General features: G+C 59.8%; 16 protein-coding genes, 1 tRNA gene and 1 pseudogene. 12 read left to right on the plus strand and 6 right to left on the minus strand.

The window, feature by feature from the left end; all coding sequences use genetic code 11:
* Positions 1-9: 9 nt before the first annotated feature.
* From MTX23_RS35900 to MTX23_RS35910, 3 genes are read left to right on the plus strand one after another with little or no spacing between them, the layout of a single operon-like run.
* Positions 10-1746 carry a fumarate reductase/succinate dehydrogenase flavoprotein subunit gene (locus MTX23_RS35900; RefSeq protein ID WP_280978479.1) on the plus strand — a complete coding sequence of 579 codons (1737 nt, stop codon included), beginning with the start codon at positions 10-12 and terminating at the stop codon, positions 1744-1746.
* Between the two features lie 14 nt (positions 1747-1760).
* Positions 1761-1994 (plus strand): ferredoxin family protein, encoded by a 234-nt coding sequence (locus MTX23_RS35905; protein ID WP_280978478.1) that lies wholly within the window; start codon positions 1761-1763, stop codon positions 1992-1994.
* 1 nt (position 1995) lies between these two features.
* Complete coding sequence (locus MTX23_RS35910; protein ID WP_280978477.1) at positions 1996-2967, plus strand: HEAT repeat domain-containing protein; 972 nt, start codon at positions 1996-1998, stop codon at positions 2965-2967.
* On the opposite strand, the gene MTX23_RS35915 is transcribed toward MTX23_RS35910, so the two are convergent.
* Positions 2957-3793 (minus strand): Crp/Fnr family transcriptional regulator, encoded by an 837-nt coding sequence (locus tag MTX23_RS35915; RefSeq protein WP_280978476.1) that lies wholly within the window; start codon positions 3791-3793, stop codon positions 2957-2959. The two genes, MTX23_RS35910 and MTX23_RS35915, sit on opposite strands and share 11 nt — an antisense overlap.
* Positions 3794-3892: 99 nt before the next feature.
* The gene (locus MTX23_RS35920) at positions 3893-4081 is read right to left on the minus strand and encodes a hypothetical protein (RefSeq protein WP_280978475.1); all 189 of its coding nucleotides are present in this window, start codon (positions 4079-4081) and stop codon (positions 3893-3895) included.
* A gap of 33 nt (positions 4082-4114) precedes the next feature.
* On the opposite strand from MTX23_RS35920, the gene MTX23_RS35925 reads away from it, so the two are divergent.
* The 3 genes from MTX23_RS35925 to MTX23_RS35935 are packed head-to-tail and all read left to right on the plus strand — an operon-like array spanning position 4115 to position 7172.
* Complete coding sequence (locus MTX23_RS35925) at positions 4115-5536, plus strand: ABC transporter substrate-binding protein (RefSeq protein ID WP_280978474.1); 1422 nt, start codon at positions 4115-4117, stop codon at positions 5534-5536.
* Positions 5536-6336: an ABC transporter permease gene (locus MTX23_RS35930; RefSeq protein ID WP_280978473.1), complete on the plus strand. Its 801-nt coding sequence runs from the start codon at positions 5536-5538 to the stop codon at positions 6334-6336. Before MTX23_RS35925 ends, MTX23_RS35930 begins: the two co-directional genes overlap by 1 nt.
* Positions 6333-7172, plus strand: coding sequence for an ABC transporter ATP-binding protein (locus tag MTX23_RS35935; protein WP_280978617.1), 840 nt, complete (start codon positions 6333-6335; stop codon positions 7170-7172). The genes MTX23_RS35930 and MTX23_RS35935 overlap by 4 nt, the downstream gene beginning before the upstream one ends.
* Before the next feature lie 977 nt (positions 7173-8149).
* Here MTX23_RS35935 and MTX23_RS35940 read toward each other — a convergent pair.
* A complete protein-coding gene (locus tag MTX23_RS35940) occupies positions 8150-8398 on the minus strand; it encodes a hypothetical protein (RefSeq protein WP_280978472.1) in 249 nt (82 codons plus the stop codon).
* A gap of 415 nt (positions 8399-8813) precedes the next feature.
* On the minus strand, positions 8814-10520 hold the full coding sequence (locus MTX23_RS35945) for an MFS transporter (protein WP_280978471.1): 1707 nt from the start codon (positions 10518-10520) through the stop codon (positions 8814-8816).
* A 612-nt stretch (positions 10521-11132) separates the two neighbouring features.
* On the opposite strand from MTX23_RS35945, the gene MTX23_RS35950 reads away from it, so the two are divergent.
* Positions 11133-12392, plus strand: coding sequence for a Glu/Leu/Phe/Val dehydrogenase (locus MTX23_RS35950; RefSeq protein ID WP_280978470.1), 1260 nt, complete (start codon positions 11133-11135; stop codon positions 12390-12392).
* Between the two features lie 203 nt (positions 12393-12595).
* Here the strand turns inward: MTX23_RS35950 and MTX23_RS35955 are convergent.
* A pseudogene (locus MTX23_RS35955) lies at positions 12596-13259 on the minus strand (tripartite tricarboxylate transporter substrate-binding protein).
* A 298-nt stretch (positions 13260-13557) separates the two neighbouring features.
* Here MTX23_RS35955 and MTX23_RS35965 point away from each other — a divergent pair.
* The 4 genes from MTX23_RS35965 to MTX23_RS35980 all read left to right on the plus strand — a co-directional run bounded on the left by MTX23_RS35965 (position 13558) and on the right by MTX23_RS35980 (position 17203).
* The gene (locus MTX23_RS35965) at positions 13558-15024 is read left to right on the plus strand and encodes a BTAD domain-containing putative transcriptional regulator (RefSeq protein WP_280978469.1); all 1467 of its coding nucleotides are present in this window, start codon (positions 13558-13560) and stop codon (positions 15022-15024) included.
* 78 nt (positions 15025-15102) lie between these two features.
* Positions 15103-15624 (plus strand): hypothetical protein, encoded by a 522-nt coding sequence (locus MTX23_RS35970; protein WP_280978468.1) that lies wholly within the window; start codon positions 15103-15105, stop codon positions 15622-15624.
* 269 nt (positions 15625-15893) lie between these two features.
* Positions 15894-16262, plus strand: coding sequence for a hypothetical protein (locus MTX23_RS35975; protein WP_280978467.1), 369 nt, complete (start codon positions 15894-15896; stop codon positions 16260-16262).
* 350 nt (positions 16263-16612) lie between these two features.
* Positions 16613-17203, plus strand: a complete 591-nt coding sequence (locus tag MTX23_RS35980) for an NYN domain-containing protein (RefSeq protein WP_280978466.1) — start codon at positions 16613-16615, stop codon at positions 17201-17203.
* A gap of 1098 nt (positions 17204-18301) precedes the next feature.
* On the opposite strand, the gene MTX23_RS35985 is transcribed toward MTX23_RS35980, so the two are convergent.
* Positions 18302-18652 carry a Dabb family protein gene (locus MTX23_RS35985; RefSeq protein ID WP_280978465.1) on the minus strand — a complete coding sequence of 117 codons (351 nt, stop codon included), beginning with the start codon at positions 18650-18652 and terminating at the stop codon, positions 18302-18304.
* Positions 18653-18986: 334 nt separating this feature from the next.
* On the opposite strand from MTX23_RS35985, the gene MTX23_RS35990 reads away from it, so the two are divergent.
* Positions 18987-19062, plus strand: a tRNA-Ile gene (locus MTX23_RS35990).
* Positions 19063-19074 lie beyond the last annotated feature (12 nt).

Raw genomic sequence — 19074 nt, forward strand, 5'->3', positions numbered from 1 at the left:
GGTCGCGAGATGGACGAGATCAATGACGGCCTGACGGAAGTTGCCTGTGACGTTCTGGTGATCGGCGGCGGGACGGCTGGACCGATGGCGGCGTGCAAGGCCAAGCGGACGAATCCCGCGGCGCGCGTCGTCCTGCTCGAAAAGGCCAACGTCAAACGCTCGGGCGCGATTGCGATGGGCATGGACGGCCTCAACAACGCGGTGGTTCCCGGCTACGCGACGCCCGAGCAATACACCAAGGAAATCACGATCGCCAACGACGGTATCTGCGACCAGGCGCCGGTCTACAAGTATGCTTCACGCTGCTTCGACATCATCCAGGAGCTCGATCGTTTCGGCATCAAATTTCAGAAGAACGAGAATGGCGATTTCGACGTCAAGAAGGTGCATCATCTCGGCTCCTACGTGCTGCCGATGCCAAATGGCGACACGGTCAAGAAGGCGCTTTACCGGCAGTTGCGTCGCGAGAAGGTGCTGATTTCCAACCGCTACATGGCAACGCGTCTGCTGACGGGGCGCGACGGCGAGATTGCAGGCGCGATCGCGGTCAACACGCGTAGCGCCGAATTCCTCGTGTTGCGCGCAAAGACGGTGATTCTCTGCGCGGGCGCGGCGGGACGGCTTGGCTTGCCGCAGTCCGGCTATCTCTGGGGTACCTACGAGAACGCTACCAACTCCGGCGACGGCTATGCGATGGCCTATCACGCCGGGGCGGGCCTAGCCAACCTCGAGTGCTACCAGATCAATCCACTGATCAAGGACTACAACGGTCCCGCTTGCGCCTACGTGGCCGGTCCGTTCGGGGCCTACACCACCAACAGCGAAGGCAGTCGCTTCATCGAATGCGACTACTGGTCCGGCCAGATGATGCAGGAGTTCTATAACGAGCTGCAATCGGGCAAGGGGCCAGTGTTCCTGAAACTCAATCATCTGCACAGCGACACCATCGGCAAGATCGAGGGGATATTGCATCACGTGGAGCGGCCGTCGCGCGGGCGTTTCCACGAAAATCGCGGCACTGATTACCGCGAGCGGATGATCGAGATGCATATTTCCGAGATCGGCTTCTGCTCAGGCCATAGCGCATCCGGCGTCTATGTCGACGAGTTCGCGCGAACCACGGTGCCAGGACTCTATGCGGCCGGCGATATGGCGAGTGTACCGCATAACTACATGCTCGGCGCCTTTACCAACGGCGCGGTTGCCGGTGAGCACGCCGCCGAGTTCGCGGCCGATATCGATCTTCCCGACTATGACCCTGGCGACGTCGCACAGGAACGCGATCGTGTGCTGGCGCCGACGAAGCGGGAGGACGGGATTCCGCCGAACCAGCTCGAATACAAGACGCGGCGCTTCGTGAACGATTATCTTCAGCCGCCCAAGATCACGGCGAAGATGAAGCTCGGGCAGGCGCGCTTCGCCGAAATCCGCGACGACATGGAAAACGCGATGGTGGTACGCGATGCGCACGAGCTGATGCGCTCGCTTGAGGTCGCCTCGATTCTCGAGTGCGCCGAGATGGCGGCGTTCGCCTCGCTGTTCCGCACCGAGAGCCGCTGGGGCCTCTACCATCACCGCGTCGACTATCCCGAGAAGAACGACGACGAATGGTTCTGTCATGCCATTCTGCGCAAGCAGAACGGGTGCATGACCGCAGAGAAGCGGGCGATCGCACCCTATATCGTCCCGATAGACGAAACCGAGCGCTCGGCTTACGAACGCCAGCGCATTCGCCAGCACGCCTAAATTACGGACTCCATATGCCGATTGCTCACACGCCCACGACCGTTCCGGTTGTCATCGATGAGGCCAAATGCATAGCCGAGAAGGGCTGCACGGTTTGCGTCGACGTCTGCCCGCTCGACGTACTCAGGATCAGCGATCTCACCGGCAAAGCCTACATGAAGTATGACGAATGCTGGTACTGCATGCCCTGCGAGGCCGATTGTCCGACCGGCGCCGTGACCGTCAACATCCCCTACCTGTTGCGTTGACATGACCGCATTCGAGCCATTCGAATCCTTCGGCGATATCGACGAAATCTCAGAACGGCTGCAAAGCCCGGACCCGTCGGTCCGCCGTCTCGCAGTCATCGAGCTTAAGGAGACGTCGACGGATGAGGCCGTTCCGTTGCTGGCCCGAGCGGCGGGTGACGCCGATGCGCGGGTCAGGCTGCAGGCCGCGCGTGCGCTGGGGGACTTCGATGGCGTCCACGTGGCCAAGGCGCTGTCGGACATCCTCGTCGATGCCGACACGGGTGTCGCGCAGGCGGCCGCGGACAGCCTAGCTGAGCTTCGCGACCCGGCGGCCAGTGCGATCCTGCTGCCGTTGGTGACGCATTCGTCCAGCTTCGCGCGGGCCGCGATTCTTCGCGCTTTGAAAGCACTTCAAGTCAGCGCATCGCTCGGGCCGGCCGTGGCCGCACTCGATGACGACGATCCTGCCGTGCGCGCGCAGGCGGTCGGCGTGATCGGCTATCTCAAGCTCACAGATGCGCTGCCTTCTCTCGTCCATGCGACCAATGACAGGCATCCCGATGTCAGGCTTGCTGCGGTTGATGCCCTGTCATTTGCTCGGAACGAGGCTGCTGCCCAGGCCGCTGCCGACGCGCTTTCGGACCCTGAATGGCAGGTGAGGGTAGTCGCCGCCGAGACGATCGGACGGATCGGTCAGGCCTCCGTAGCGGCGGGACTGACTGTTGCGTTGAACGACAGCTATTGGCAGGTTCGTCAGAAAGCTCTGCAAAGCCTGGGCAAACTCCGGGTTCGGGGAGCGGTGGGCGCCATCGTTCATTTCCTCGATGACGAACTCCCGTCGCTCCGCAAGGACGCTGCCGCCGCGCTTGGCGAGATCGCCGATCCCTCAGCGCGCGACGCGCTGGTCGCATGCGCGCGCGACAATGATCCAGACGTCAGGAAGACCGTAAGCTGGGCGCTCCAACAGATCGAGGCGCGCGCTAATCCTTAAACAGGATCCTCTTGAGCTGATCAAGCCGCTTGATACGGATGACGTTGCCCTCGATGCTGATGATGTGCTTGGTCTGAAAGCGCTTCAACATCATCGTTACCCATTGGCGCGTAGAGCCGACCATTGCGGCGATCTGGTCGTGGGTGACCTTGCGGTTTATCAGCACTGTGTTGCCATCCGCAATTCCGTAGAGTTCCGCAAGATTCAAAAGATATTGCGCCAACCGCTCGATCACGGAGCGCGTGCCCAACATCTGCGCCATCGAGGAGTAGCACTTGCCCTTGGCGATCAACCCATCGATCATGGCCAGTGCGAAAGTTGGCATCTGCACAAGGAGCTTTTGCAAGGTAAGGCGGGACAATGCGGAGATCTCGCAGTCCTCAATGGCCACGCCGGACCACATGTGCACAGCGAAGCCCGAGATCTCCGGCCCTCCGATGAAATGTCCGGGGGTCCAATAGGCCAAAGTGATCTCCCGGCCGGAGGGGGCAGTGTAGTAGACCCGAACCTGGCCGCGCCTGATGATGAAAATTCCGTCATGATGTTCGCCCTGGCTGAACACCATCTCTCCTTGTGAGACGGATACGGTTCGGCCGGTAGCGAGCACCTGCGTCTTTTCGACGGCGGACAAGCGATCAAGGAAATGCGCGCCGACGTTAAGCCCCTCAATGCTCTCACTCAGGAAGAGTGCGGTGTCGGTGGCGGCGGCGCGACGATCAGACGTCGCGACAGCTCGATGTCTGGGCCAGCCAAGCTGGACTGCGGCGCCAGCGCGCGCGATCAGCTCCTGGGTGTCAACTTCGGATGCGTCCTTGAGTATGGTCATTGCCAGCGGTTCGCCTTGCGGTTCGCACCAAGCTAAGAGCGAGGCAAACACAAAGTCCATCTCTTTGATTGACGTGGAATACACTTAGCAAAGTGATGCCTAATATGTGTTGGTGAGCGAACGATTTATTTTCTCATAGCAGCGCGGCGAGGAAATATTGGGCGCGATCCCAATCGCGCATTGCGACAGAATTGAGATGGCGCGAACGGAGTAAGCCGCAACGCAAGTAATTGCTTCGGCGTGCACGACGTCGGCTCGATAGTTGGTGCCGGATTTGCTGGCGGTCATCTGCCCGCCATCAGCAATCGGAAGAGGGGGCCAATGATCTCGTTAAAACTTGTCACACTGACCGCCGCGGTCGCCCTGGTGGCGATTGGCGGCACGGGCATTTCGCATGCCGAAACCATTCGCGTTGCTGTCGGGACGCAGGATACGACGATCAATTGCGCAACCGGCGGCCTTCTGATCCGCCAGTTGAAGCTCTTGGAGCAATTCCTGCCACATGACGGGAAATACAAGGACGTCACCTACGACATCCAGTGGAAGAACTTTACGAGCGGTGCGCCGCTGACCAACGAAATGGTGGCCGGAAAGCTTGATTTTGGAGCGATGGCGGACTTCCCGGGCTCGCTGAACGGGGTGGCCTTCCGGAAAGCCGGCCGGCGCAGCCTCTTCATCGGCGTGTTGTCGGGCAGCACCAAAGGCAGCGGAAATGGCATCGTGGTGCCGTTAAATTCACCGGCAGAGTCGATCACGGATCTGAAGGGCAAGACGATCTCCGTTCCTTTCGCCTCAACGTCCCATGGAATGCTGCTCCGCGCTATCGAAGCTCAAGGATGGAATCCGGAAACCGACGTCAATATCATTACCCAGGCCCCCGAGGTCGCCGGGCCCGCCTTGCAGGCGAACAAGATCGAGGCGCATGCGGACTTTGTACCATTTGCGGAGCTGTTTCCGTGGCGTGGCTTTGCTCGCAAGATCTTTGACGGCTCGCAAGCGGGGGCGCCGACGTTTCACGGCGCTTTGGTGGATGACGACTATGCGCAAAAGTATCCGGAGATCGTCACCGCCTATTTGCGGGCCGCGCTCGAGGCGGACCGCTTGATCGCAGAAGAGCCCGAGAAATACAGCGAGTTGATCGAGAAAGTGACAGGCATCGAGGCCGAGGTCGTTTACCTCTTCCATGGGCCGCTCGGGTTGCAGACTCGTGACCTCACTTGGAAGCCGGAATACCGGCAAGCGGTTGCGACGTCGATCGAGACGTTGAAGCACCTCAAGCGCACCGATAGTGATCTCGACGTCGACCAGTTCGTGACCGACAAATTCATCCGTGCCGCGTTTGCGCAATCCGGCCGCGACTATGAGACACAGCTCAAGGACTATGGCCAGCTTGCGCTCAAGGCGAAAGATGCGACAACGGGGGCCGATATCACAGATGTCAGCCGGGTGGCGCAGATCTGGGTCAGGGATGAGCCTCAGGTTCGTCACTACAGCTCGCCGGAAAGTGCCTTGAGGGCGGTGGCGGCGTTGGAGAAGGAGGGCAAGACGATCCGCGTGGTCTATGCCCAGGATCGCGAGAGCGGCATCAAGTTTTTCGCAAGCCAGGCCCGGTTCGTGCGCTCACGAGACGGAGAACTCAGCGCCTTCCTGCTCAAGGATAGTGCTGAGAAGTGGTCGAAACAGCATGGTGGACAAGTGCTTGACTACGCCGGCGCGCGTGAAGCAGTCATAGCGAGCAGGTAATGGCATCTCATCTCGCCACGAATCGGTTCGCGCTGCGCTGGTTGGTACGCGCTTGTTCGATCGTAGCCTGCGTTGCGCTCTGGCAGCTCGCCTCCGTGCTGCACGTCAATCTCGGCATCGCCACCTTCCGCAACGTGCCGCCGCCGACGGAGGTCGTGCAGTCGGCGATCGCCCTCGCGAAGTCGCCAAAACTCCTCGCGCATATCACGAGCAGCCTGTGGCGGGTGTTCGCGGGGTATGGGGCCGCGGTGGTATTCGGAATAGTCCTTGGCGTTGCGATCGGCCGCTCGCGCGCCGCCGGCGATCTCTTGCTGCCGCCGCTTGAACTGCTAAGGCCGATTCCGGCGGTCGCGTGGATACCACTGTCAATTCTGATCTTCCCATCGTCCGAATTGTCGATGATTTTCATCACCTTTGTCGGCGCGCTGTTTCCGATCATCCTGAACACGGTGCACGGCGTCGCCAATATCGACCGCAGGCTAGTTGCCTCCGCACGCAGCCTTGGAGGGCGGCCGGCCGCGATCCTATGGGAAATCATTCTGCCGGGCGCAGCGCCAGGCATCGTCACAGGCCTTGCCATCGGTATGGGGACGTCCTGGTTCTGCCTCGTCACGGCGGAGATGATCTCTGGCCAATTCGGCATCGGTTACTACACATGGGAGGCTTATACGCTGCAGAACTATGCCGATATCATCGTCGGCATGCTGGTCATCGGTCTGCTCGGCATGGGCAGCAGCTGGCTGTTGACGGCGGTGGGACGATATTTGATGCCCTGGCGGCGCGCGGAGCTTGCGCGATGAACCTTCGGGTGTCGGATACTGCAGCGCATACGGTGGGATGGATCGACGTCAGCCGGCTCTCAATCTCTCTTGGAGAGGGCAAGGATGCTTTTGAGGCGGTATGCGATCTCGACTTTACGGTCGCCCCGGCTGAGCTCGTCTGCATTCTCGGTCCGTCCGGCTGCGGCAAATCGACCTTGCTCGGCGCACTGGCTGGGCATTTGCAGGTGACACGAGGCAAGGTGACGGTGGACGGGCAACCGATCCTCGGTCCGAGCCCGGATCGGGGGATCGTTTTTCAGCAGCACACGCTGTTTCCCTGGAAACGGATCCGGGACAATGTCGCCTTCGGTCCGAAGATGCGCGGTGTCGGCAAGGCTGAGCGACGCCGTGCCGCGGATGACATTCTCAGACTGGTCGGTCTGGAGGGTTTCGAGGACTTCTATCCTTCGCAGCTCTCCGGCGGCATGCAGCAGCGGGTCGAGATCGCGCGGGTTCTCATCAATCAGCCACGGGTTCTGTTGATGGACGAGCCGTTCGGCGCGCTCGATGCCCAAACACGCAGCCTGATGCAGGAGGTGCTGCTTGACATCTGGACCAGGATTCCGACGACGACCATGTTTGTCACTCACGATATCGAGGAAGCGCTGTTCCTGGCCGATCGGCTCATCGTTATGAGCGCGAGACCGGGACGGGTGATCGATGACATTCGCCTGCCATTTGGGCGGCCGCGGCAGAGCGAACTTGTCACAGAGAGCGAGTTCGTGCGTCTGAAGCGACACGTGCTCGCGCTCCTACGGCGCCCGGATAACGCTGCTTCGCTGCCACGTCTAAGCCCGCTCGGGATGGCTGGCTAGCTCGCGTCAGGACGGCAAAGCATGGTATGCTGGCGCGAACGATCGCAGAAATACGTCACGGTCAGTCCAATCAGAAGCGCTGTAATTTCCGGCGTCAGGCTGCCTGGTGCGGAGCATCGGGACGGCGTCGAACTGCTTGCTCGGTGTTTTACATCGCCTGCGCTTTGCCGGCGCCCCTGGGACCATTGTGATAAATGGCATATTCCTTTCGACCAACGCGCCAGCCATAAAGATGGTCTTCAAAGACTTGGCTGCGCATCTGACGCTCTCCTGATGATAGCCGTCGACATAGACGTCACAGGTCGTTCATGGCTGGTTATGGCATAGATATCCAGGGAGGCCCTCGAAATTCGGTTTGCATGCGGCCCTAGGTGTACCAGAGTGTGAAGGCGTCTCTAAGGACGAACAACGCCCAGGCCTTGTCCTGCTCAAGATTGCGAGATCTCGTGGGACAATCTGGCTGGGATGCTTCCATCCTGATTGCCGCGTGGCAGCGAGAATATGACGTCGTGTTCAGTGAAGAGCTCAAGTGGCCTTACGGAGCGGCCTTCATGACCACCACTGGGACGCTTCAGGCTTGCGCTGCCATCCCAGAGGTCACGCTGTCAGCCGACCCGGAAGGTGAAGCGATCGCTCAGCAGCCTACCCGCGACCCTTTCGACGACGATCCGCATGCCCTCATCCACGTCGACGAATCGAACGACATGCACAGCTATGGGAGCTGTGTTTGCAATTCCGGCCCCGGGAGACACGTGCAGCACAACGTTCTCGGCTTCAGGCGGATAACGATAGCGTTAAATCCTTGTCGCGTTTAGAGCTCGTAGAGCGTCTCAGTGATGCTCGACGGCATAGCCACCTCCATAACGCGCGAAACGCAACCAGTGCGTTCGTTTTAAATGAAGGCAAAGACGAGCAGGCTCGAACAGAGTAGTGCGAGGCTGGTCGCGGTTAGCGCGAGGAGGCTGCCGGAGACAAGGTCATGATTGCGCATGAAACACCCTCGATGACATCCAGGAAGAGAGCGGCAGTTCGCTGCCTTGCGCTTTGCAATCAGCACCATTAGCCGATTCTGATTGCACTATTCCCGCTCCTTCCATGGTATATTGCATTTTCTCCGCGTTATTGGGGCGCACCTCGTAGATATACGGCGCGACGAAGAACGAATTGAGTCTTGAGAATTTCAACAGAAATAATGAGCCTTGCGCTTGTAGCCGGCGGCTGACCACCCTGGAACTCGCCGTGCAACCTCGAAATTCGCGACCCACGATCCTTGAGGGTGACCTCATTGTTTTCGGCCTTACGACTGGGGCTGATTTACGCGAACGGGCGATATTCCGCAGCCCACGCCCCCATTGATTGTCGTAATGATAGGGTAAATTACAGATTCGCCGTGCTAGGCGGACTTTCTTAACTCGATTGGGGGCGCAGGTTGAGCACTGATGCGCAGCGACGGCCCTCGTCGTTCATGAGCTAGGTCATCTATTAGTTGCCCGGTCGTTTGGCGTGAATGCAGTAGCGGTCACGATCGGCGTTGGATCTGTCGCACGATTCGCCAATCGGCGCGCAACCTGCTGGAAATCGGACTTCTGTTATTTGGATGGTTGCGGCTTTTCGGATGACCCGTCCTTTCAGCAAGTTGGGTCACCTGGTCGGCCGGCTGCGTAGCGTCTTTGCTCCGCTTGCGACCTCGGGCAGCATTTCGACAGTCGGGTGGTCGGGCGTGTCGTCCTTCCAGCGTACCGATCCGAACGGCCTCTCCAGCATGCGGCGAACGCGTACCGGCGCAGGACCGATGTGGAAGTGAAGTGCCCGCTGGTCTAGTGCACGTTCCGACTGGGTCGAGCGGTTGCGCCAGCGCAAATAGTCGAACCACGTCGGGCAGTGATAACGCTCGGTCCACAACTCGGGGTCGGCGATGTCGCGCGCGATCGACCAGCCATAGGCGCCGTTGCGCTGGCGAGACAATTGCACGTCCTGCATGACATTGTGAAACGCACGGGCATTCTTCTGTGCAACCCGGTATTCGATCTCGACAACGAGCGGCCCGCTGCGTCCGGTCAAGGCGAGCCGTACCTCGGGATCGGCGAGCAGCTCAGCCTCTTCACCCCGCGCGCCGACGCGAGGCATGGGCAGCCAACGGCCGACGAGTGGTGAGGCGACCATCAGGGCGGCCGACACCAAGAGCGCGGTTTCGACCCCGGCCGCGTCGGTGAGATGACCCCAGCCCCAGCTGCCGACGGCGATACCGCCTGAACTCGCCGCCTGATAGACTGCAAGTGAGCGTCCGGCCACCCAGCGCGGTGCCGACAGCTGCACTCCAATATTGAACACGGCCCACGCCATCATCCACACCGCCCCCGCCAAGACGAGTGCTGCCGCGGTCAATACAGGTTGGCGGCTGAGCGCGACCGCGGCGACCGCCGCGCCCATGGACAGGGTGCAGGCGCGAATCGCGGCCTCGCCGCTCATCCGCTTGCGGAGTTCGGTGATGTTCAGTGCACCGACCACCGCTCCAAGGCCAAAGGCGCCGAGCATAATGCCGTAGGTCTGGGCTTCGCCATGCAGGAGATCGCGTGCCACCAGCGGCATCAGGGCGGTGATCGCGCCGCCGCCGACGCCGGTCACCAGAGTGCGGACCAACACGATCTTGATCGATGGCGAATTGCTGATGTAGCGCACGCCTGAGACTATCGCGCGGCTTAATCTTTCGGGCGGCAGGCGTGAGGGCGCGCTGATGCGTTTCCAAGAGAACAGTGCAACCATCAGCGGTAGATAGAGCAATGTGTTCAGTGCGAATGCGGCCACCGCGCCGGCAGTCGCCACCACGATCCCGCCGATCGCCGGACCTACGCTCCGCGCGATATTGTAGCTGATGCCGTTCAGCGCGACGGCCGCAGGCACCTGCGCTTCCGATGGCACCTGTTCGCTAACCGACGATTGCCAAGCCGGTCCCATCAGCGCCATGCCGCTGCCGACAACGAAACAGAGCATGAGCAAGAGATTCGGTGTCGCCAGGCCGCGCCAGGCGACCACCGTCAGACCGGCTGCGCCCGCAAACGCGATGCCAAGCGAGACCAGCGCCACGATGCGGCGGTCATACATATCAGCGATCGCGCCAGCCGGCATCGAAATCAGCATCACAGGCAACAACAGCGCGGTCTGCACCAGCGCGACCTTGTCAGCCGAGGACGTCACCTGTGTCATCGCCCAGGCTGCACCGACACCTTGAATCAAGATACCGAGATTGGAGAGGAGGCTCGCAAGCCAGATACGGCGAAACGTCGCGTGCCGCAGCGGCGCCGTGATGCCGTCGGCACTACGCATGTGGACTTTGGCTGAATCGGTCATATCGGCTCGTGATGATCTACCATGATTTGATTCTGGTGCGGATCACAAGGATGTTCCCGACGTGATATCGCGTTAAACGCCTAGCGTGGTCGTGAACTTCGCGATGCTTCGATCGTTTGATCAAGCGATGGTCTACTGCTCCTCGCCATAGGCGCGCTAATAATCGAATGACTTAAACCTTAAACCTGCCTCACACCTGTTCGCTCATGCGTGCCGCTTGCTTGGTTCTGTTGATAGACTGTGCGCGTTGTCAGATGCATGCTTTGTACGGAACGGACAATTGTGCGCGCTCTACGAGCGCGCCGGAATGCTCTGTACCGCGAAATGCACGGTGAATTGCGCTCTCGCTGCGAAAGACTCGACACTCCCGTCGGGACTTATCGACATCTCGCACAAGTGTGCAGCGATTCGCGGAGATTATTGTCGCGAGCCGAGTGATCTCGTGTCAGTGTGGCACACTGGGGTTCATCGCAATCTCGGGCGACGGATGGGCAGAGAATGAACTCCATCAGAGAGCGGGTCTATCGCAGGGTGGCATGAACGTATTCGACAACTGCAATACCGACGCCGCCGCTTGACCCCGCATGTAATCATCACCCCAGGGACGTGAACGTGACGGCATACCGTGGGCCAGTCTTTGACATGGCCGTGAAGCAATTCGAAGTAATCGCAGATTATCTAGGCATACCGCAGGACGCGAGAGCCCGGCTCCTGATGCCGAAGCGCGCGGTCACGGTCTCTTGTCCGATCCACCGCGATGACGGCACGACGGCGGTCTTCGAGGGCTATCGTGTGCAGCATCATCTGACGCTTGGCCCTACGAAAGGTGGTACGCGGTTCGCCGCGAGCGTTGATCTCGGCGAAGTCGCGGCACTGGCCATCTGGATGAGCTGGAAGTGCGCACTGGTCGGACTGCCGTATGGCGGCGCAAAGGGAGGAATCAACGTCGATCCGTCAAGCTTGTCCAAGCGCGAACTCGAGGTGCTTTCGCGTCGATACATGCAGGAGATGGTCCCATTCGTTGGACCGCATACAGATGTGATGGCGCCCGACATGGGGACCAACGAGCAGGTCATGGCTTGGTTCATGGATACCTACTCCATGTATCAGGGACAAACGGTCACGGAAATCGTGACAGGAAAGCCCGTCAGCGCCGGCGGGACATTAGGACGTCGTGAAGCCACGGGGCGAGGTGTTGCTCATTTGGTCCATAGTGCTGCAGATGAGCGTGAGATCCGTCTCGATGGCGCAACCGCGGTTGTACAAGGATTCGGAAATGTCGGTTCGATTGCCGCACTCGAGCTGCACAATATGGGAGTCAAAGTGATCGCGGTCAGCGATCACACCGGTGCGCTCTATCGGCCTGCGGGCCTCGATATCCCCGAGTTGGTCAGGCATGCAGCCTCGCGAGGCAGCTTGAACGGCTATTCCAGCGAGCTTGCTTTGGATTCAATGGAGATGCTGACGTTGCCTTGCGACGTACTCGTTCCGGCCGCGGTGGAACGAGTCATAAATAGCAAAATCGCTGGTGATCTGCGCTGCCGGATACTTGCCGAGGGCGCCAATGGTCCAACCACGCCAGAGGCCGATCGAGTCCTCGAAAAGCGTCAGAACGAGATCTTCGTGATCCCGGACATTTTGTGCAACTCAGGAGGTGTCGTAGTTAGCTACTTCGAATGGGTGCAGGACCTTCAACGACTGTTCTGGGAGGAGGAAGAGGTCATGCGGCGGGAATGTCAGGTTCTGGATCGAGCGTTTGAGCGCGTATTATCGCGAAGCAAGCGGGACAAGGTCTTCAACCGCACCGCCGCTATGGCCATTGGCGTGGAGCGGGTACGCGGTGCAAAGGAGACGCGTGGGCTGTTCCCATAGCCATGCTCAAGCACGTTCCCTTCGACACTTACTGGTTCGATTATCAAGTTCGACATAAGCTTGCTCGCTGGAAAAGAGCGATGAACCAGGTGTCGTAAAGCCGACGCGTTGCCTCCAAAGGGCACAGTGGCTCGAAAAACGCAAAACTGGTTCAGCAGCGGGCCTGTAGTTTACTCTCCCGCACACGCGCCGGCTCCGGCGGGTCAACGAGGAGCGAGCTCGGCCAAGCGCTCGCGCACCGTCTGGTCGGCGAGCGTGGTCGTCACAGCGGCATTGAGCTTGGTCACGATGGGCGCCGGCGTCCCCTTGGGAAGCCAAAGGCCGTGCCAGACCGAAACATGGAAGTCTGGTAGACCAGCCTCATCCGTCGTCGGAAGCTCCGGCGCGGCGGCAAGGCGCGTCTTTGCTGTGACCGCATAGGCTCGGATCGCACCGCTGCGCACGAGCGACAGGGAATCCGCCGGCTGGGCAAATTTCACTGGCAGGCGCCCGGCCAGCAGATCCTGCATCGAAGCAGATTCCCCGCCGCGATAGGGAACGAAGCTGAACGTAACGCCGGTGGCATTTGCAAACTTGAGGCCGAGGAGCTGTCCAGCGCTGCCCGGTCCGTTACTCGAGGCAAGCGCCTCCGCCGAATTCGCCTTGAGCCAGGCGATCAAGCCTGACAAGCAGCGAGATGGGCTGCAAATCGTCGACGACATCGTAGCCGAGGGAGTAGATCAAGGCGTTGACGGCATGGGTGCCGTGGTGGCCAATACCTAGCGTGTATCCATCGGGTACCGCGTGCACGACCTTGCGCACTGCGATGGTTCCTGCCGCGCCAGTGACGTTTTCGATGACCACACTCTGACCAAGCGAGACGCTCATGCCATGGGCAACAATCCGAGCGATCACGTCGGTCGGGCCGCCTGCCGCGAATGGCACCACCAATGTGATCGGTCTCGAGGGATAAGTCTGCGCCTGCGCCGGTCCGGCGAGGATGCGAGGGCAAAGGCAGCTATCAAGTTCCTCATCGTTTCACCCTCCTGCGATCGATTGTGTGATGGCCAAGCATTACGCTTTTGGGCGTCGAAATCGTCGAAAAGAGCTGACCCGAGGGGGAAATCCGATATCCTTGGCGGTGCAGATCAACGGTTGCCTACCCATGCCACTCACACGAGCTCATATGAACAGGCCCCGCGGCGGTAGCTCCGACGACACCCCGCAAACCACTGGCTCCGGACCCAGGCTGAAGCAGGATTTGCAGCTCGATTTGCTCGGCGACTTCGTCGCGCGCTCCGGGACCCAGACACTCGGTCCCTTGCCGAAGAAAGCACGCGGATTGCTCGCTTATCTGACCATGCACAGAGACCAGGCAATCCCACGGGAAACGCTGGCTTTGCTGTTCTGGCAGGATAGCGGCGGCGAACGCGCGCGGCGTAGTCTGCGTGAATGTGTGATGGATATTAGGACCGCTTTCGGCCAAGCCGCCAACGTCCTGGTTACGACCAGTCAGGCGATCGCTATGAGTGCGGATGTTGACATTGACGTGCAGCGTTTCGAACGACTCGCCCGCTCGAACGGTCGCGATGACCTCGAAGCTGCCTTCGCACTGTATCGGGACGAATTTCTATTCGGGCTGGACATCGCTTCGGAGTCCTTCAGCGAGTGGCTCTCTTTCGAGCGGCAGCGAATGTCATCGCTGGCATCGGATCTCGGCTGTCGGCTCGCAATGGCGCTCCGGCAGGCCGACAGACTCGAAGCCGCAAGTGAAGCCGCCGAACGCGTCGTGCGAATCGATCCCTTGCGGGAGGATGCGCACCGGCTACTCATGAAGCTCTTCAGCGCCGCCGGCAATCGCAGCGCGGCGTTGAGGCAGTACGCCAGTTGCCGAGAAATCCTCAAACGAGAGCTCGGCGTCGCGCCGGAACAGGCGACTTCGGACTTGGCTGCAACTATTGGCAAGGAGAGGGCCTATAGCGCGAGTCCCGCGCCCAAGCCCGCGGAAGGAGCAGCACCGGCCAAGGCGCGCCAGCCATTGGGAATGTCAAACAGGACGGCGATCGCGGTGCTTCCGGTTTGCAACCTTGCGGGGCAAGATCAGCATTATTTCGCGGAAGGCATTTCCGAAGAGCTGTCGATTGCGCTCGGGCGCGTGCCGTGGCTCTTCGTGATCAGCAGCAGCTCGGCCGCTCCCTATCGCGGTGGCGCGACCGATCTTGAACGCGTGAGTGCCGAACTCGGCGTACGCTACGCGCTACGTGGAAGCGTGCGAAGGGAAAACGACCGGGTTCGGATTGTAGCCCAGCTGCTTCATACGGCGAACGGTGGTCAACTCTGGGCGGAGCGATTTGAGGGCAGGTCGAACGATCTGTTCGCCATTCAGGATCGAATCGTCGGCCAAGCCTGCGCCAAGCTCGCGCCTGCGCTGCAGTCGGTCGAGATCAATCTTTCCCGGCGAAAGCGGGACAGAAATCTCAGTGCTTATGATCTCTATCTGCGCGCACTGCCGCGCCACCAGCTTCGAGGACAATCGAGAGGCCGTGCGCATGCTGATACGTGCGGCCGAGCTCGATCCGTTGTATGGATGCGCCTATGGTTTTGCAGCGCGCTGCTACCAGTTCCAACGGCTGTTCGGCTGGGTGCGGGCTAACGACCCCGCCTTGCTGGAAGGGGTGCGGCTTGCCAGGCTGGCGGCCGAGGTCGGAAGAGAGATTCCGAAGCGCTGTGGATGGCGGGCATCGCACTCGCTCAACTCGCGGGGGAGGTCGACCATGGCCGCGCTCTCATCGAGAGATCGCTGGCCCTCACTCCGAATTCGGCAAGCGCCTGGATTGCGAGTTCGTTCATGCACGGCGAGATCGGGGATACCGTTACGGCACTGGCGCATTTCGAAAATGCACAACGCCTGAATCCTCTCGATTCGATACATCATTTCCAATGGCTAGCCGCGGGGTTCGCGCATTTCGCGGCGGGCCGTTACGAGAAAGCGGCAGCGGCGATAGATAAGACGCTTATGGCCAACCCGGCCTACGTGCCGGCAATTCGTCTCAAGGTTTCGGTCTGCGGGCTTCTCGGCCAACTCGCGGAAGGCGCTCAATGGGTACGCCGCTTGCGTGAGGCGATCCCGACCGCGAGCGTTTTCCAGTTGTCGATTTTCTGGCGGGCGCCTCTTGCTCACAATGGCGGGGTGCTTGCCAAGCTCGTCGAAGGCGCAAGATTAGCTGGATTACCGCATCAAAGCGTGCGCTGAGATAACAAGCGGTCGCCGATGGCACAATCTCTCGCCGGTCGAATCGTTCTTTTTCGACGATATTTCGACGCCAAAGCCGCTAGGGTCGACTAAAAGCAGGCTGTGGGCGGGCTAGCCATGGGGCAACACTGGGAGATCGTCGTTCTCAACGTCTGGGGGCGCCGGAGCGCGGTCAGAAGCGATTTGCGATATTCGGGCGCATCCAACCCGCCAAAAACACCGCTTGAAGCCAGTCGGCGTTCACAGTTTTGCGCGCCAAATAGTACATCGTGGCCATGCCGATCGACGGTGAGATGCTCGTTACGATGTCGGTCGATCATCCGCTCTTCATTCAATCCTATAGACCCATATGGGAGATGAGCGGCCTGGTCACTTCCCCCTCTGTGTGTGTCGGCCTCAAAACGGAGCAGCTGGATTTGAGCAAACAGGTATTCGATTTCGATCCGAGATACGATATTTTCGCCAGCAGCCCGTTTTCAGTCGTAGCGATCGCCTCTGTATGCATCGTAGTGGGCGCAGCACTCGCCTTAAGGGTTGAAGCACATAAGTCGCATGCCGAATTTATGCAAACCTGTGCGGGAGCGTTTCTTTTGCTCGGACTCGCTTTGCTCGAACACGCGTTGCCGCCGGTCCCGTGATTGCTGGGTACAGGCGGCTCAGTCTCCCCCAAAATCGAGCAAAACGGCCAACGATCGGACTCTCGGATAACTAGCGCGTAAGCTGCACATGGCGAATGAGTGCGAGCGCAGTCAAACAGAATCCTCTAGCGATCCAGTCATTTTGACTAACCCCGACATCTGGGTTGATCAATCGGGTGAAGCCGAGATGACACACTCAGGCGAGAACGGAGATTGTTCGTTCGTTACGTACTGTGTTCGTCGGAACGCAGCCCAGCGGGGCTGAGGTATAGACGCGCCGATCATAGCAGACTGCCGTAGCAGTCTCCCTGAACCATCGGAGACGTTAGATGAAGAGCGCGAATTGAAGCATGTCACCCTATGCCAAGATCGCGCTCTTCATCGATGGGCCCAATCTCCACGCAACTGCCACGACGCTCGGCTTCGAGATCGACTACAAGCGCCTGCTCGGGGAGTTTCAGCGCCGCGGAACAGTGCTGCGAACGTTCTATTACACGCCGATTAGCGAGGATCAGGAATATTTGGTGGTCGGGCCGCTCCTCGATTGGCTCGACTATAACGGTTACGCGGTTGTCACCAAGCCGGCCAAGGAATTCGTGGACACCAGCGGGCGCCGCAAGGTGAAAGGCAATATGGACATCGAGCTCGCGGTCGATGCCATGGAACTCGCTGAGCACGTCGACCAGATCATTCTGTTCTCCGGCGACGGCGACTTCCGTTCCGTGGTCGAGGCGGTACAGCGCCGCGGCGTTCGTGTCACCGTAATTTCGACCATCGCTACACCGATGCCGATGGTAGCCGACGAACTTCGGCGGCAGGCGGACGAATTTATTGACCTGGCGGAGTTGAAGCTCGGGCGCGCTTCGTCCGAACGGTTAGGTCCCAAACTGAGTGCCGGCAAGCGGCGCAAGTCAGCCAGCACAGAATCCATCGCAGAATGATCAAATGGAAGTTATTTCGTGCAGGCAACGCGCCGTTTGGTGCTGCTCATTCTCCAACTCGTTCCCTTCTCGTGATATTTGGGTTCAGCGCGCATGCTCGACCGTGACGGTGCTCTCTGGTTTCAACTTGCGGTCTATCTCTACGCTGTGATGATGGCATTGTCTGTATTGTACGGCATTGGTCGATTTCTGACGGGGGATTCTCTTCACTTCGGATGAGCGAGCAGCGTGGCACTTCTGCGTACTTCGTGGCAGGAACGAGCGCCGTGACCAGGCCCTCGACCAATGCTGGGAATCGGCTCTTAGCGGCATTGCCGCTTGCTGATTTCGGTTGCTCGCGCCTCATTTCCAGAACCTCTCGTTCGAAGCCAATGCCGTGCTGGTCGGATCGGACGATGAACTCGATCGGGTCTATTTTCTGCATAGCGGCGCCGTCGCCTTCATGATCGACATGCCCGACCGCCAGGCGGTTGATGGGGCGGCACAGCGCGGTGGGCCTGTTGTTTGTCCGTACTCGGCCCCTTGCGTTCGTCTGTCACCGCGATTGTTCGCGTGGCCGGCACGGCGTCGTAGATCTCCGCCGCAACGTTCCAATCCGCCTATAGTTGACGCGCAGCTATCAGGCACGTAGGTCCAGCTTGATGCCCGTGCGCTCGTCCTCTAGCTGCAGCGCGTCGCCGCCTGCAATGCGCTGCACCCGGTGGAGGCCCGCATACCGCGCTGGCTCTTTCAGCTGTGCGACTCGGCTCTCCATCCTCAGAGGAAGCTAAATTCGTTCCCGTGCCGACCAGACTGGCCCGCGGCACGTGACCAGTGCGCAGATTGCTGCAGTTCATTCCCTAGCCGCATTAGGCTGTGCTGTAGCCAGATCTTTTCCTCCTTCTCGCGCCTGCTACAGCGAAATAGCGTCTCGACATACCCGAGCATCTGGACTCGGTAGAGGATTCGGTAGAACTGGCTGGCCAAGTCTTGCTCGTATGCCGTTTCACATCATTATGTTCCAACTAGCTTAAACTTTTAATCAATTGATCGCGCTCTGACGATTAGATCCAACGATCGAGCGCCTTCTTCTCGCGGATTTCACCAAGCTGATGTTGTTCAAGCGCGCCTCGGTCGCCGACTAAGTTGGAGCATTCCTCCCGTCGAGGAGAAAAGCGATGCGGATGCAGCGTAGTCGGCCGCGAACCGCAGTTCCTGGAGTGGTCGTACCAGCCTAATCGTTCCTTGGTACAAACCATGCGATTTGTAGGCTGCGAGTTCCGTCTCGTTGTTGAACTCTGCATAAACCACGACGTCGATGGCGTTGCTGCCAACCGGATCGGTCTTGCGATTGCGAGCAATCTCGAGCCGACGCGCATGTGGGATTGTGGCGAGAGCCGCTAGGCGTTCGACGATTTGGTCGATCTGAGTTTCGTCCTTGGCGGAGAACAAGACGATGTGACGAATCATGGATAACCGAAGGTTAAACACTCTGTCGCATCACTATCTTGAGATTGAACCAGCCGCAACGCTGGTGCGGTTCGCGGCGATGCGCAAAGAACAGTTTGTTCAGTACGAATCGTACTCAACCAAGTGTACTCGTAGGACTCGATTAGATCCCGCATCGCCGAAAGCGAGCGCGTCCGTTCGATCCGTACGAAGTGAGGCGGGCAGATGTGCACTTGCACTTGCAACGTGCCTGCCGTCCCGGCGGATCGTGAAGCGCCATTGCCGGAGCGCCGATCACCCTGTAAACGGAGCCCCGCACCGCTGCCGGCCTGCATCATGCGGCCCGCAGGCGGCGGGGCCTGTAGCTCAATGGTTAGAGCCGGCCGCTCATAACGGTCTGGTTGCAGGTTCGAGTCCTGCCAGGCCCACCAGTGATTGTTGTT

The organism is Bradyrhizobium sp. ISRA436 (genome assembly GCF_029910015.1).
Lineage (GTDB): Bacteria > Pseudomonadota > Alphaproteobacteria > Rhizobiales > Xanthobacteraceae > Bradyrhizobium.